Below are 14,127 nucleotides of genomic sequence, written 5' to 3' on the forward strand. Positions count from 1 at the left end.
CCTGGCGGGGATGATCGACAGCGTCAGGCGCCGACGCGGCGGAGCAGACCCTCCTGGACGGCGCTGGCGATCTGCTGGCCGTCGGTCGTGAACATCCGGCCGGTGGCCAGCCCGCGGGCCCCGGACGCCGACGGGCTCAGGCAGTCGTAGAGGAACCACTCGTCGGCACGGAACGGCCGGTGGAACCACAGGGCGTGGTCCAGGCTCGCGCCGACCAACCCGCCGGGCCCCCACACCTCGCCGTGCGCGGAGAGCACCGAGTCGAGCAGGGTGAGGTCCGAGGCGTAGGTGAGCGCGCAGGCGTGCAGCAGCGGATCGTCGGGCAGTTTGCCGTCGATGCGCATCCAGACCCGTTGGTGCGGGTCGGCGGGCCGGTCGCCGGGGCGCACCCAGCCGGGCTCCCCCACGTAGCGCACGTCGATCGGCCGCGGGATCTGACCCCAGATGCCGAGCCGCTCCGGGTAGCGGGCGAGCCGGTCCGACATCGTCGGCACGTCCTGCGGCATGGGTACGTCCAGCGGGGCGGTGACCTGGTGATCCAGACCTTCCTCGGCCCGCTGGAAGGACGCCGACATGAAGAAGATCGTCTTGCCGTGTTGGAGGGCGACCGAGCGGCGTACCGAGAACGACCGTCCGTCGCGGATGTTCTCCACCTGGTACTCGATGGGTTCGGCCGGGTCGCCGGGGCGGACGAAGTAGCCGTGCAGGGAGTGCACGAACCGCTCCGGGTCGACGGTGCGGCCGGCGGCGACCAGGGCCTGACCGGCAACCTGGCCGCCGTACACCCGTTGTGGACCGACCGGGGGGCTCATCCCCCGGAAGGTCATCTCGCCGGTCGGGTCGAGGTCCAGCACTTCCAGGAGCTGGTCTACGGCGGCCTGGCCGACCGCGACCCGACCGTCGCTCACTGCAGGGCCCGCGCGGACGCCGCGTCGACCAGCGAACCGAGCTGGTGTACGCGCAGCGTGTTGGTCGAGCCGGGGGTGCCGGGCGGGCTGCCTGCCACGATCACCACGTAGTCACCGGGGTTGGCCCGGTTGAGGCCCAGCAGCGCCTGGTCGACCTGACGGAACATGTCGTCGGTGTGCTGCACGAACGGCATCAGGAAGGTCTCCACGCCCCAGGTGAGGGCGAGCTGGTCGCGCACCTCGGGGACCGGCGTGAAGGCCAGCAGCGGCAGGTCGCAGTGCAGGCGGGACAGCCGTCGGACGGTGTCGCCGGTCTGCGAGAAGGCGACGAGCGCCTTGGCGTTGATGGCCCGGGCGATCGACGAGGCGGCGACGGTGAGCGCGCCACCGTGGGTACGCGGGTCGTGCTGCAGGCGGGGAACGCCGATCGAGCCGGACTCGGTGGTCGTCACGATCTTGGCCATGGTGCTGACGGTCAGCACCGGGTACTTGCCGACGCTGGTCTCGCCGGAGAGCATCACCGCGTCCGCGCCGTCGAGCACGGCGTTGGCGACGTCGGAGGCCTCCGCGCGGGTGGGGCGGGAGTTTTCGATCATGGAGTCGAGCATCTGGGTGGCCACGATGACCGGCTTGGCGTTTTCCCGGCACAGCTGCACGGCGCGCTTCTGCACCAGGGGGACCTGGTCCAGTGGCATCTCGACACCGAGGTCACCGCGGGCGACCATGACGCCGTCGAAGGCCAGCACGATGGCTTCGAGGTGCTCCACCGCCTCCGGCTTCTCGACCTTGGCCAGCACCGGGCGGAACACGCCCTCCTCGGCCATGATCCCGTGCACGAGCTTGATGTCCTCCGCGGAGCGGACGAACGAGAGCGCGACCAGGTCGACGCCGAGCCCGAGGGAGAAACGCAGGTCCTCGGCGTCCTTGTCCGACATGGCGGGGACGCTGACCGCCACGTTGGGCAGCGAGACGCCCTTGTTGTTGGAGACCGGGCCGCCCTCGGTGACGAGGCAGCGGATGTCGTTGCCGGTGACGTCGCTGACCTCGACGGCGACCCGACCGTCGTCGATCAGCAGCCGGTCGCCGGGCTTCACCTCGTGCGGCAGCTTGGTGTAGGTGCAGGAGACCCGCTCCTTGGTGCCGAGGATGTCGTCGCCGGTGATCACGACCGAGTCGCCGGTGCGCCACTCGTGCGGGCCGTCGGCGAACTTGCCGAGCCGGATCTTGGGGCCCTGGAGGTCGGCGAGGACGGCCACCGGCTTACCTGCCGCCTCGGACGCCTCCCGGACCAGTCGATAGACCGCCTCGTGGTCGGCGTGGCTGCCGTGGCTGAAGTTGAGCCTCGCCACGTTCATGCCGGCCTCGACGAGACCGCGGATGCGCTCCGGGGACGAGGTGGCGGGACCAAGAGTGCAGACGATCTTCGCGCGGCGTGTCACGCCCATCAGGCTAGTCTCTCCTTCAGGTCGGACTCGGGACCGACCCATTGCAGGCAGGGGAACATGTGTCCAACGACGCGCGGCGCGCGTCGGGCCGGCGGGCGGAACCACACCGGGAACGTTGTGGCGACGGGCAACAGCGACCGCGCGCCGGGAATCGTACGCCTCCGGTGACGTGCGCTGTCGGGGTGCTCCCGGCGGCGGCCTGCCATCAGTGCGCCGACGGCGGCAGGGTGGGCACCGCGGTGAGCAGCTCACGCGGGTCGTAGCGGTGCTTGGCCCGGCGCAGCCGGGGCCAGTTCGCGCCGTACGCGAGCCGCACCCGGTCGGTCTCCTCCGGGGCGAGCAGGTTGGGGTAGCCACCGGGCAGGGAGTGCGGGGCGAAATGCGTCGAGGTGCGTTCGGCCCACTCCCGGTGCGGTTCGGCCCGCTCGCCGGGCGCCCAGACAGCGATGATCTCGGCCAGCAGGTGGTCGGTGCGCAGCCCGAACGCCGTGTCGGCGAGCCGGACCCGGGTGGCGGCACCGTGGAAGTGGTGTAAGGCCAGCGCGGCGAACGGTGAGCTGACCTGCCGGGCGGCGTCGATGATGACGTCGGCGGCTCCGTCGGTGAGCGCGGGAAGCCAGCGGGTACGCAGCAGGTAGCGGTTGCCGTCGACGAATCCACCGTCGAACATCCGCAACGCGTCCGCGTACGGCATCGAGGCGATCTGGTCGACCAGCGGGGTGCCCAGGGCGCGCAGTCGGTCCATCCACGGCAGCCCGGCGTCCAGGTCCGGGCCGCTGTAGAAGGGGCAGACGAAGATCACCGGTTCACCGGCCGGGCCGGGCAGGAAACCGGTCATCACGGTCAGCTCGTCCGGGGCCTCGGCGACCAGGGCGCCGTAGCCGCGCAGCACGTCCGGCGCCTCGGCCAACGGGAACATGATCATACCGGCCAGCACCCCGGGCAGCCGGTGCGCCCGGAAGCGCAGCTCGGTCACGATGCCGAGGTTTCCTCCGCCGCCGCGCAGCGCCCAGTACAGCTCGGCGTCGTGCCGGGGGTCGGCGGTGACCCGCCGGCCGTCGGCGAGGACCACCTCCGCGCCGAGCAGGTTGTCCACTGCCAGACCGAACCGGCCGCACAGCGGGCCGTACCCACCGGCGAGGGACAGCCCGGCCATGCCCACGGCGCCGACGACGCCGGTGGGTACCACCAGGTCGTACGGGCGGGCGGCGGCGAGCAACTCGGCGGCCGTGGTGCCGCCGCCGACGGTCACCGTGGCCGTGGCCGGGTCGACCCGGACGGTACGCAAGCCGGTCAGGTCGAGCACCAGCCCGCCGTCGCGCAGCGCCCGACCGGCCCAGTCGTGCCCGCCGGAGCGGACCGACAGGGGCAGATGGCATCGGGCGGCGATACGGACCGCGTCGGCCACCTCGCCGGCGTCCAGGCACTGCGCGACCAGGGCGGGCGAGCGTTGGACCGCGCCGTTCCAGAGCCGGGTGGTGGTGGCGTACGCGGGGTCGCCCGGCTCGTGCAGCCGGTCGCCCAGCAGGGCACGCAGTCGGGCGGCGGCCGTCGCGACATCACCGGTGGCGGCGGAGGTCATGGCAACTCCTCGACCGGGGCCGATCGATGGCTCCGGGTGCGCCCCGGCGGCGGCCCTCGCTGGGGGCGACCGTAGCACCGGAGGGCCGCCGAGCGCCGTCACCATCACGACAGCCGCCGATTGACCGACCAGTCAGCTCCCGGCCTTGACCAGCGGAAACTCCAGGGAACCGGCCGGGCAGAGGAAGGTCAGCACGTCCACCCGGTACAGGCCGGCCTGCACCGCCGGGTTGGCCTCCACCACGCTGCGGACGTCCTCGACACTGCCGGTGCGGGCGAGCCCGAAACCGATCGGGGGCTCGGGGTTGCTGGTCGTCCCGTCGATCGAGCCGGAGACCAGGATGATGCCGCGTCGCTGCAACGCCTGCATGTGCTCGGCGTGCTCGGCCTGCAACCGTTGCACGGTCTCGGCGGGCAGGACCCGCCCGGCCGCCCCGGGATAGAGCACGATGCACTCGTACGTGTCGAGCGCGAAGTTGACCTGCGGCACTCCCGCCATGGTGCTCCCTCCGCCGTGGCACCGGTTCGCACCGGCTCCGGCCAGCGTCGCACGTGCGCCAGGCTCGTACCTGTCGCTTCCGGGTAACCACCGGTGGGACAGGTGACGTGTCCGGTCGCACAGTCGGCGGACCGGCGGTGTCACAGTCCATTTCCGGGGGATGATCTAGTCATGGCGACAAACATCAGTGAGCAGCCCGCGAAGGCGTCCGGCACGTACCGCATCGGTGGCGACGTCACCGTCAACCGGCTCGGCTACGGGGCGATGCAGATCACCGGCCCCGGTGTCTGGGGAGATCCGAAGGACCCGGCCGAGGCGGTCCGGGTGCTGCGTCGCGCTGTCGAGCTGGGCGTCACGTTCATCGACACCGCCGACTCGTACGGGCCGTTCGTCTCGGAGCTGCTGATCCGTGAGGCCCTGCACCCGTACGCCGACGACCTGGTCATCGCGACGAAGGGTGGGTTCACCCGGTCCGGGCCGGGCGACTGGCGGGTGGTCGGCCGCCCGGAGTACCTGCGTCAGCAGTGTGAGCTGAGCCTGCGGCACCTCGGCCTGGACAGCATCCCGCTCTACCAGCTGCACCGGATCGACCCGAAGGTGCCGCTCGCCGACCAGCTCGGTGAGCTGGCGCTGCTGCGGCAGGAAGGCAAGATCCAGCACATCGGGTTGTCCGAGGTGAGCGTCGCGCAGATCGAGGAGTCCCGCGCGATCACCGACATCGTGTCCGTGCAGAACCTGTACAACCTCGCCAACCGCAGCGCCGAGGACGTGCTGGAGTACTGCGAGCGCAACGACCTCGCGTTCATTCCGTGGTTCCCGATCGCCACCGGTGAGCTGGCCCGACCGGGCGGCCCGCTGGACGCGATCTCCACGGCGCACGGCGCGTCGCCCGCGCAGCTCGCGCTGGCCTGGCTGCTGCGCCGGTCGCCGGTGATGCTGCCCATCCCCGGTACGTCCTCGGTGGCGCACCTGGAGGAGAACGTGGGCGCGGCCGACGTGCGGCTCACCGACGACGAGTTCGAGGCGCTCGCCAAGGCCAGCTGACCTGCCGGTCGGACGCCGTCGTCTCAGTCGGCGGCGTCCGACCCGGGCTCGCGGGCGGCCCGTAGGGCCTCGGTGGCCTGGGCCAGCAGGCGCGCGGAGTCGGTTCGTCCGCTCACCTGGAGTTCCACCTCCGTGTCCCCGGCCTGGATCCGGATGCTGGCCTCGGTGCGCTGCTGGTCGACCCAGGACTGCAGCAGGTTGAACAGCCCTGGCAGCAGGCCCTGGGCCAGCACCGCGATGATCACCGCATCGCTGAAGCCGGGCCGGCCTCCGCCGCCGCCGGCCTGGCGGACCACCGGCCGGTACTCCGGCCGGCGGTGGATCCAGGTCAGCAGGTCGACCGACGGCTGCTGGCGTTGGCGGGGGTTGATGGTCAGCCGTACGGGCAGCCGGGCGGCGGTGGTGCTGTCGGGCACGGGCTCTCTCTCCGGTCAGTTGACGGAAGGGCGGAAGGCGACGTTGTCGCCGTCGGCGGTGGCGACACCGGTGACTGTCAACGCGTCCTCGTCGGTGAACGGTGAGGTGCCACCGAAGTACGTGTTGGTGCCGCTGACCTGCACCCGGCCCCTGGTTTCGGGCGGGGTGGTCACCTGGGCGGCGGCCGGGCCGGTCAGCTCCAGGGCGAGCTTCGGGTACTCCAGGATCTTCCAGGTGACCTTCTGCGCGGACCCGCCGTAGTAGCGGAACGGGCAGCCCTGTGGCGCGGTGACCGTCTGCTTGGCGCACTCGTCCAGCCAGGCGCGGACCTGGGCGTCGACGGCCTCGGCCGCCGCCGGTTTGAGCACCGGGGTCAGTTGCAGGGTGGCGGCGCTCTGCCCGGGGTCGGCCACCACTGTCGTGTTCGGCGTCTCGCTGAGCGCGTTGGCCGGGCCGGTGGCGGTGTAGACGCCGGGCAGCAGCACCAGCGGCGGCCCTTCGGTGGCGACCGGCAGCTCTACCCCGTTGAGCCGCACCCCGGGATCGGCGATCGAGGAGTTGAGCGCGATCGGCCCACCGGTCAACCGCCAACCGTGGAACAACCCGGCGGTGGACTCCTTGTCACGCTCCAGCGTGAGGGTGGCGGTCTGCCGCGCGTCGGCCAGCCGGTACGCCACGGTGGCGGTCGCCGTGTCGCCGTCGCGTTCCAGCGAGCTGACCTCGACGTCGGTCGGTGGCTGGTAGCCCTCGCCGCGCAGCAGCCGGTCGAGCAGCGTGGTGTCGGTGCCGGCGCCCTGGTCGGACAGGTGGCCGAGCGCGGCCTCGCTGTCCCGGTCGGCGAGCGCGGCGAAGAAGCCCTCGACCGCCGCCTGGGGCCGGAAGAACGCCCACTGCACCACGCTGAGCGCACCGGCTCCGAGGCAGGCGACCAGGGCGAGGACACCGACCAGCGCCCAGGTGCGGCGGGTGCCGACCGGACCGGACTGGTTGAACAGTCGCTCGACGGTGACCGGCTCGGCCACGCCGGTGGGCGCAGCGGTCACCGTCGCTCGTTCCAGCGCGTCGAGGCGGAGTTCGTGCGGCGGGTGGGTGGCGCAGACCGCCTCGTCCCAGCCGCTGCGGCCGGTCTCGAAGGACAGCCGCCGTTCCAGGATGCGCCGCATCGCCTCGACCTGCCCGGTGAGTACGGCGCCGAGGTCGGCCCGGTACTCCGCCGCCCGGACGTCGCGGGCGTGCAGCGGCAGCACCACGTACCGCATGGTGAGCAGCACCGGCCAGAAGAACAGGAAGACCACGAAGTTGGTGCCCGGGTGCGGGAACGTCCGCATCAGCCAGGCCGGCAGGGCGTGCGCGAGGGTGAGCGGCAGGCCGACACCACGGACGAAGGCGCTGGTGATCTCGTCTCCGGTACGCCAGTGCACCAGCTCGTGGCTGAACAGCGCGGCGATCTCGTCGTCCGCCTCGGTCAGCACCGCGGTGGTGACCACGACGTGCCGGGCGTACGTGCGGGCGTTGCTCAGGACGGGGTCGTCCTCCATGAGCAGCCGCGGCACGCTGGGCAGGCCGAGTCGTCGCGCGCAGTCGTCCAGCACGGGTCGCAGCCGCGCGGCCTCGCGGCGGCTGGGCTGGCGGGCACCGGAGACGACCAGCAGTCGCGGTTCCAGCAGCACCCGGTAGAGCGTGTAGAGGACCCCGATCAGCGCCGCCGCGACGACGGTGCCGACCAGGCCGGTGACCACGGCGAACGGCCCCTCGTCGGCGCCCAGCCAGGGCAGCACCAGCACGCTGAGGAAACCGGCCAGGAAACCGACGGCGAAGCCGGCGACGCCGCCGAGCACCCCGCCGGAGCGGCTCAGGAACGACTCCAGCAGGGAGCCGATCAGCGGCGCGTCGCGGAGCACCTGCGGCACCTGGTCGTCAGCGCCGAGGCCACCGGCGAAGAGGCCGACGATGCCGAAGCTGAGGCCGCCCCAGAAGGCCAGGAGCAGCGCCACCGGCAGGTAGAACCAGGTGGCGACGAACGCGCCCAGCACACCGCGCCAGTCCCGCAGGATCCCGGCGCGCAGCCAGACCAGCGCGCTGGGGTAACCCGGAGGACGGTCGGCGAACCCGGTGCCGGTCGACTGCGGGTCGGCGGCCGGCGGCTCGGCCGCCCGGACGTCGAGCTGTGGCACTGCCGGCGGGGTGCTCTCCGGCGGCACGGCGTGCGGCTCGGTCATGCGCGCTGCTCCTTCGGGAAGGCCACGTCCTCTGTCGTCAATGGACAGCCGCAGCAGGTTATCGAGCACATCCGATGTCTGCCACACCCTTTCCCGGGAACGTCGGGCAACCGACAGTCGTCGGCTCACGACAGTGGGGGTGGTCCGTCGGGACCACCCCCACGGCCCGGGTCAGAGCGCGAGGCAGTTGGGTCGCACCGGGCCGTCGACCAGGGCGCCCCGCACGATGGTGTACGCCGTGCCGTCGAGCACCAGACCGAGGTGGCCCACCACCCGCAGCGGGCAGTACGACTGGATCAGCACGTTCGTCGCGCCGTCGTTGACCACCGCGTTGCCGGTGGGCCGGACCAGCTCGTCCTGGAGGGTGCGGATGGTGGTGTAGCGCACCGCCCCCGGTGTGTCGTCCCCGGCGTTGAGGTCGGCGAGGAAAGCCGAGCCGATGGTCATCTGTTGACAGGCCACGATGCCGGCGCAACTGCCGAGACCCAGGAACGCCACGATGTTGGCGACGTAGGTGCCGTACTGCGGAGTGCCCAGGCTGACGTAGCGACCGACGGTGGCCGTGCCGCCGAGCCGCTTGAGGTAGTAGCGGCTGACCAGGCCGCCTTCGGAGTGCGCGACGACGTCCACCGTCGACGCGCCGGTGCTGGCGCGTACCTGGTCGACGTAGGTGGCGAACGCGCGGGCGGAGGTGGGGATGTCGCCGAGGCCCAGCCCGGGCAGTTGGTAGATGAAGGCGCGGTAGCCGTCGGCGCGCAGCCGGGCGGCGATCGGCTCGTACGCGACGGCGACGCCGCTGAGCCCGCCGACCACGATCACGGGGTTGGCCGCGGCGGCGGTCGGGGCGGCGGCAGCAGCGGGGGCGGTAGCGGGGGCGGGGGCGGCGGTCGCTGTGCCGGCGGAGGCGATCAGGGCGGCGACGGCGACGGACACGACGAGGACGGTCTTTCGGAGCAGCATGGCTGCACCTCCGGGGGGAGGCACCCGGCGAACCGGGCAGGTGGGTGGGGGTGTCCGGTCGACCGTGCGACGATCATGCCCGCAACAATTCGGCAACGTCAATGACTTGTTACGCGCCGGTAACCCGTTGTCCCACCGAGGGTGCAAACCGGCAATTCGCCGGCCTTCCACATCGGACGGCCGTGCCGGTCCGCAGCCCTGCATCGGGGCGGCGGATGGCATGCTGTGGCCGTGGCCACGGACGAACCCCCCGAGCGCCAGCTACGGGTGATGCCCTGGTGGCTGGTCCTGGTCGGCCTGCTGATCGCCGCCGCCCTGGGTTGGCTGGTGCTGGATCTGCTGCTCACCGAGGCGGACCGGGCCAGCCAGCCGGACACCCGTGCCACGCTGCGCATCGACGCGATCCGCACCGGCCTGACAGTGGTCGCCGGCACCGGTGGAGGACTCGCCCTGCTGCTGGCCGCCCGTCGTCAGTGGATCACCGAGCGCGCCCAGCGACACCAGGAGAGCGTAGCCGCCCGGGACCAGGCACACCGGGACCGGGTCCAGGCGCACGCCGAGTCGGTGGCCGAGGCCGCGCAACGCCACCAGGACCGGCAGTCCTCGGCCGCCGAGCACGACGCGGCGGAGCGGCGGCTGACCGAGCTCTACACCCGGGCGGTCGAGCTGCTCGGCAACGACAGCGCGGCGGTACGCCTCGGTGGCCTGCACGCGCTGGAGCGCCTCGGTCAGGACAATCCGGGGCAGCGGACGACGATCGCGGCGGTGCTCTGCGCGTACCTGCGAATGCCCGCGCCCGACGACGAGCCGCGCGAGACGGAGGTCCGGCGCACCGCGCAGCGTGTGCTCACCCGGCACCTGCGCGCGGACGACGCGGCCCACTGGCCGGAGGTCACGCTGAACCTGGTCGGCGCCCGGTTGGTCGACTTCGACGCCGCCGGCTGCACGCTCGTCGACGCTAACTTCACCGGTGCGGTGTTCACCGGCGCGACGACCTTCGCGGGCGCGACGGCGCGGGGGCGTCTCCTGCTCGGGGCGGCGACCTTCGGTGACGTGCTCTTCGACGGTCTCGCGACCAACGGCGAGGTCATCCTGGACGACATGCGCGTCGGGGGCCTGGCCGGCTTCGACGGAGCCGTGTTCTCCGACGGCCTGTCGTGTCGGCGAGCGGGCTTCGCCGGCCAGGTCTCGTTTCGTGGGACGACCTTCGGTCAGCCGACCAGCTTCGACGCGACCCGCTTCGAGGACGCCGTCTCGTTCCGGGACGCCGTCTTCGAGGGTGCCCTGTCGATGGAGCACACCGAGTTCGCCCGATCGGCCACCTTCTACTCCGCCCGCTTCACCAACATGGCGCTGTTCCGCTGGACGGTGTTCGGCGGGGAGGCGCTGTTCGACAGGGCCCGCTTCACCGACGCCGCCAACTTCGGCCGGGCCCGGTTCCACAGCATGGCCAGCTTCCGCGACACGCAGTTCAGCCGACCACCGCAGGTCGAGCAGGCACGGGCGATGGTCGACGCCGGTCACCGCTGGCCGCCGGGCACGGTGACGGAACGCCTCGACGACGAGTGGCTCCTGCTGGTCGACAGCTGACCGGGCGGTGGCGCGGTCGGCGCAACGGGGTCGGCCGATACTCAGCTCGACGCGGCCGGCGGGCGCAGCCCGTCCAGGGCCACGCCGAGCACCCGGTCGCGCTGCTCGGGTGACGGGAACTGGGCCATGGTGAGGCCGCTGATCAGCCGCACCACGTCGTCGAAGCCGATGTCGTCCCGGACCACGCCGGCGGCCTGGGCCCGCCGCATCAGCGGCTCACCGGCGGCGTAGATCTCCGTCCGGCAGGTCCCGAAGATCTCCGAGTCGTGCAGCAACTGCTCGGCGAGCGCGCGCTTCGTGGCGACGTACGCGACGAAGCGGTGCAGCCAGGCGACGAGGGCGTCCCACGGGGGCAGTTCGGCCAGATCCTCGGCGGAGCGGCTCAGCGCCCGCACCTCCTCGACGTAGACGGCCTCGAAGAGGTGCCGCCGGCTCGGGAAGTTGCGGTAGAGCGTGCCGATGCCCACCCCGGCCCGCCGGGCCACGTCCTCCAACGAGGCGGCGGCGCCGTTCTCGGCGAACGCCTCGCGGGCAGCGGCGACCAGGGAGTCGTAGTTGCGCCGTGCATCGGCCCGCTTGGGCCGCTGGGCGAAGACCTCGGGCGCCTGCCCCGCGCTGCTCATGACGTGCGTCACCTCAACCTGGTTGCATCCGGAGGCATCCCTCCGCTAGCTTAGTGGAGGCACCCCTCCGGAATTGCCGGAGGCCTGCCTCCGGTTAGCTTACCTCGGGATCCGCACGACCGTCGCCTGGCCACCCCGATCGCCCGGACCCGACAAGCCCGCCCGCCAGAGACGACGGGTGACACACCTCCCTCCGTACCGTTATCAGGAGTCTTCTCTCGTGGCAGTGACCTCCCGACGCAGCTCGCGTCGGCTCACCTTCACCGTGCTCGCGGCCGGCGCCGGGTTCTTCGCGATGCTCCAGTCGCTGATCACCCCGGTGCTGCCGACCATCCAGCAGGACCTGCACACCTCCCAGAACACCGTGACCTGGGTGCTCACCGCGTACCTGCTCTCGGCGTCGATCTTCACGCCGATCCTCGGGCGGGTCGGCGACATGGTCGGCAAGGAGCGGATGCTCGTCGCATCGCTCGCCGCGCTCGCCCTCGGCTGCCTGGTGGCCGCCATCGCCCCGAACATCGGCGTCCTCATCGTCGCCCGCGTCGTACAGGGCATCGGCGGCGCCGTCTTCCCACTCTCGTTCGGCATCATCCGGGACGAGTTCCCCGCCGCGCGGGTCTCCTCGGCCGTCGGCGCCATCTCGGCGATCGTCGCGGCGGGCGGTGGCCTGGGCATCGTGCTGGCCGGCCCGATCGTCACCGCGCTGGACTACCGGTGGCTGTTCTGGATCCCGATGGTCGTGGTGGGCCTGACCGCCGTCGCCGCGCACCTGTTCATCCCCGAGTCGCCGGTCCGCACCCCCGGACGCATCGACTGGCGCGCCACGGTGCTGCTCTCCGGCTGGCTGGTCGCGCTGCTGCTGCCGATCAGCCAGGGCGCGGCCTGGGGCTGGACCTCCACCCGGGTTCTCGGCCTGCTCGCGCTCGCCGTGGTGCTGCTGGCCGGCTGGCTGGTCGCCGAGGTGCGCTCGGCCAACCCGCTGATCGACATGCGGATGATGCGCCTGCCCGGCGTGTGGACCACCAACCTCGTCGCCCTGCTCTACGGCGCGTCGATGTTCTCCGTGTACGCGTTCCTCCCGCAGTTCGTGCAGACCCCGACCAGCGCCGGCTACGGCTTCGGCGCCAGCATCAGCCAGGCCGGTCTGCTCATGCTGCCGATGCTCGTCGCGATGTTCGTCGCCGGCATCGTCGCCGGCCGCCTCCAGGCCGTCTTCAGCGCCAAGGCGCAGCTCGCGTCCGGCGCCGCGTTCAACGTGGCCGCGTCCGCGATGCTGGCCACCGCCCACGACACCCGCTGGGAGGTCGCCGTCGCCGGTGGCCTGGCCGGTCTCGGCATCGGCCTGGCCTTCGCGTCGATGGCCAACCTGATCGTCGCCAGCGTGCCCGCCAGCCAGACCGGCGTGGCCACCGGCATGAACGCCAACATCCGCACCATCGGCGGCGCGATCGGCGCGGCCGTCGTCAGCGGCGTGATCACGGCCCACCCGCAGGCCAGCGGCCTGCCCCGGGAGACCGACTTCACGATGGGGTTTCTCCTCCTCACCGCGATCGCCGTCACGGCCACCCTCGCGGCCCTGGCCGTCCCGTCCGCCCGGCGTTCGTCGGCCGGTCGCGGGCCGTCCACCACGACGATCATCGAGTCGGAGCTAGCCGGCGAGTTCGCCACCATGCCCGCGACCCGCTGAGGTTCGTCGGCCATTCGTGGCCCGGGACGGTCAGCCGTCCCGGGCTCCGGGCCCCGGGTCTCCCGGGCTCCGGGTTCTGCCGTCAGGTGACGCAGAGCTGCGCGCTCAGTGTGGCGAAGCTCCACTCCGCCCAGCGCTGCGGCGACCAACCCCGCTCCCGCACCAGGATCAGATAGAGCTCCGGGCCGAGCAGCGCGTAGAGCACGTCGGCCGCCTGCGCGACGGACACATCGGTACGCGCGCCCGGCTTGCTCATCAGCGACGTCGCCGCGGCTTCGTGCACCACGTACCGGGGGTCGACTCCCCGCGGCCAGATCGCGGCGACCTCGGCGTCCGTGGCGACGGCGGCGTCGAGCATCCGGATGATCGGCGCGACCCGGTCCAGCACCACTGCGCTGCCGTCCACGTGCGCCCGCAACTGCTCCTGGGCGGTCCCGGCAGCCATGGCGGCACGGAACCACTCGCGGTCCATGGTGGCCACCGGCTCGTCGTCTCCGGCCACCGTGACGTCGACCAGCTCCTTGAGCAGCGTGCGCTTGTTGCCGAAGGTGAAGTAGATCGTCTGCACCGCCACCTGGGCTGCCGCCGCCACGTCCTGAAGGTTCGTCGCGCCGTAGCCGCGCTCGACGAACAGCTCCCGCGCAGCCGCCAGGATCTTCTGCCGGGTTTGTCGCGCCTTCTGGCTGCGGAGTCCGGAGCCCTTGACATCGCTCATGCGGGAGATTATCTCTAGAACAAGTCACTAGAAGTCAACTCTAGAGAGGAACTACAGCAATGTCTCTGCTCGTGATCACACGGTTCAGCGCCGACCCCGCCCACGCCGAGCAGGTGCCCACCCGCCACGCCGACCTCGTGACGGCCACCCGGGCGGCCGTCGGCGGCCCGATCGAGGCCCGACTCGGCCGCGTCGACGAGCGGCAGTGGGTGGGCGTGTGGCGGTGGGAGTCGGCCGAGCAACTCGCGGCGGCGCGGAAGGTGACACCGGGCAGCGCCGCCGGCACAGCGGCGTTCGCCCTGGCCATCGACCCCACCGCCGAGGAGGTCCAGCTCGTCGACGAACGCTGATCTGCCGACGCGACCGGCGCCGGTCGGGCCGGCCGGCGCCGGGTGCGGCAGTCTCGGAGTTACGCTGGCCGTCCGCGCCCGTCAGCCGT

The 14,127-nt window shown here is 72.1% G+C and carries 13 protein-coding genes; 4 read left to right on the forward strand and 9 right to left on the reverse strand.

The window, feature by feature from the left end; genetic code table 11:
- Positions 1 to 23: 23 nt before the first annotated feature.
- From O7631_RS28825 to O7631_RS28840, 4 genes are all read right to left on the reverse strand, one after another.
- Positions 24 to 908 carry an acyl-CoA thioesterase II gene (locus O7631_RS28825; RefSeq protein ID WP_278147148.1) on the reverse strand — a complete coding sequence of 295 codons (885 nt, stop codon included), beginning with the start codon at positions 906 to 908 and terminating at the stop codon, positions 24 to 26.
- Positions 905 to 2,353, reverse strand: a complete 1,449-nt coding sequence (gene pyk, locus O7631_RS28830; RefSeq protein WP_278147149.1) for a pyruvate kinase — start codon at positions 2,351 to 2,353, stop codon at positions 905 to 907. The genes O7631_RS28825 and pyk overlap by 4 nt, the downstream gene beginning before the upstream one ends.
- A 205-nt stretch (positions 2,354 to 2,558) precedes the next feature.
- Positions 2,559 to 3,935, reverse strand: a complete 1,377-nt coding sequence (locus tag O7631_RS28835) for an FAD-binding oxidoreductase (protein ID WP_278147150.1) — start codon at positions 3,933 to 3,935, stop codon at positions 2,559 to 2,561.
- A gap of 132 nt (positions 3,936 to 4,067) precedes the next feature.
- Positions 4,068 to 4,433, reverse strand: coding sequence for a YciI family protein (locus tag O7631_RS28840; protein WP_088988492.1), 366 nt, complete (start codon positions 4,431 to 4,433; stop codon positions 4,068 to 4,070).
- A 171-nt stretch (positions 4,434 to 4,604) separates the two neighbouring features.
- On the opposite strand from O7631_RS28840, the gene O7631_RS28845 reads away from it, so the two are divergent.
- On the forward strand, positions 4,605 to 5,477 hold the full coding sequence (locus O7631_RS28845; protein WP_278147152.1) for an aldo/keto reductase: 873 nt from the start codon (positions 4,605 to 4,607) through the stop codon (positions 5,475 to 5,477).
- Positions 5,478 to 5,500: 23 nt separating this feature from the next.
- Here the strand turns inward: O7631_RS28845 and O7631_RS28850 are convergent, their stop codons facing one another.
- The 3 genes from O7631_RS28850 to O7631_RS28860 all read right to left on the reverse strand — a co-directional run bounded on the left by O7631_RS28850 (position 5,501) and on the right by O7631_RS28860 (position 9,073).
- Positions 5,501 to 5,893, reverse strand: coding sequence for a hypothetical protein (locus O7631_RS28850; protein ID WP_278147153.1), 393 nt, complete (start codon positions 5,891 to 5,893; stop codon positions 5,501 to 5,503).
- A gap of 15 nt (positions 5,894 to 5,908) precedes the next feature.
- Complete coding sequence (locus tag O7631_RS28855) at positions 5,909 to 8,113, reverse strand: M48 family metalloprotease (protein ID WP_278147154.1); 2,205 nt, start codon at positions 8,111 to 8,113, stop codon at positions 5,909 to 5,911.
- Between the two features lie 171 nt (positions 8,114 to 8,284).
- Positions 8,285 to 9,073, reverse strand: coding sequence for an alpha/beta fold hydrolase (locus tag O7631_RS28860; protein WP_278147155.1), 789 nt, complete (start codon positions 9,071 to 9,073; stop codon positions 8,285 to 8,287).
- Between the two features lie 231 nt (positions 9,074 to 9,304).
- On the opposite strand from O7631_RS28860, the gene O7631_RS28865 reads away from it, so the two are divergent.
- The gene (locus O7631_RS28865; RefSeq protein WP_278147156.1) at positions 9,305 to 10,663 is read left to right on the forward strand and encodes a pentapeptide repeat-containing protein; all 1,359 of its coding nucleotides are present in this window, start codon (positions 9,305 to 9,307) and stop codon (positions 10,661 to 10,663) included.
- A 41-nt stretch (positions 10,664 to 10,704) separates the two neighbouring features.
- Here the strand turns inward: O7631_RS28865 and O7631_RS28870 are convergent, their stop codons facing one another.
- The gene (locus O7631_RS28870) at positions 10,705 to 11,286 is read right to left on the reverse strand and encodes a TetR/AcrR family transcriptional regulator (RefSeq protein WP_278147157.1); all 582 of its coding nucleotides are present in this window, start codon (positions 11,284 to 11,286) and stop codon (positions 10,705 to 10,707) included.
- 220 nt (positions 11,287 to 11,506) lie between these two features.
- On the opposite strand from O7631_RS28870, the gene O7631_RS28875 reads away from it, so the two are divergent.
- Complete coding sequence (locus tag O7631_RS28875; protein WP_278147158.1) at positions 11,507 to 12,973, forward strand: MFS transporter; 1,467 nt, start codon at positions 11,507 to 11,509, stop codon at positions 12,971 to 12,973.
- 82 nt (positions 12,974 to 13,055) lie between these two features.
- On the opposite strand, the gene O7631_RS28880 is transcribed toward O7631_RS28875, so the two are convergent.
- Entirely contained in the window at positions 13,056 to 13,688 is a 633-nt protein-coding gene (locus O7631_RS28880; RefSeq protein WP_278147159.1) for a TetR/AcrR family transcriptional regulator, read from the reverse strand.
- Positions 13,689 to 13,747: 59 nt separating this feature from the next.
- Here O7631_RS28880 and O7631_RS28885 point away from each other — a divergent pair, with 59 nt between their 5' ends.
- Complete coding sequence (locus O7631_RS28885) at positions 13,748 to 14,038, forward strand: antibiotic biosynthesis monooxygenase (RefSeq protein ID WP_278147160.1); 291 nt, start codon at positions 13,748 to 13,750, stop codon at positions 14,036 to 14,038.
- The last annotated feature ends 89 nt before the right edge of the window (positions 14,039 to 14,127 follow it).

The organism is Micromonospora sp. WMMD967 (genome assembly GCF_029626165.1).
GTDB lineage: Bacteria > Actinomycetota > Actinomycetes > Mycobacteriales > Micromonosporaceae > Micromonospora > Micromonospora taraxaci.

Excerpts from the sequence above, each read along its gene's own strand:
- O7631_RS28845 (WP_278147152.1), top strand. The coding sequence starts at position 4,605 with ATGGCGACAAACATCAGTGAGCAGCCCGCGAAGGCGTCCGGCACGTAC.
- O7631_RS28880 (WP_278147159.1), bottom strand. The coding sequence starts at position 13,688 with ATGAGCGATGTCAAGGGCTCCGGACTCCGCAGCCAGAAGGCGCGACAA.
- pyk (WP_278147149.1), bottom strand. The coding sequence starts at position 2,353 with ATGGGCGTGACACGCCGCGCGAAGATCGTCTGCACTCTTGGTCCCGCC.
- O7631_RS28860 (WP_278147155.1), bottom strand. The coding sequence starts at position 9,073 with ATGCTGCTCCGAAAGACCGTCCTCGTCGTGTCCGTCGCCGTCGCCGCC.
- O7631_RS28835 (WP_278147150.1), bottom strand. The coding sequence starts at position 3,935 with ATGACCTCCGCCGCCACCGGTGATGTCGCGACGGCCGCCGCCCGACTG.
- O7631_RS28885 (WP_278147160.1), top strand. The coding sequence starts at position 13,748 with ATGTCTCTGCTCGTGATCACACGGTTCAGCGCCGACCCCGCCCACGCC.
- O7631_RS28870 (WP_278147157.1), bottom strand. The coding sequence starts at position 11,286 with ATGAGCAGCGCGGGGCAGGCGCCCGAGGTCTTCGCCCAGCGGCCCAAG.
- O7631_RS28840 (WP_088988492.1), bottom strand. The coding sequence starts at position 4,433 with ATGGCGGGAGTGCCGCAGGTCAACTTCGCGCTCGACACGTACGAGTGC.
- O7631_RS28855 (WP_278147154.1), bottom strand. The coding sequence starts at position 8,113 with ATGACCGAGCCGCACGCCGTGCCGCCGGAGAGCACCCCGCCGGCAGTG.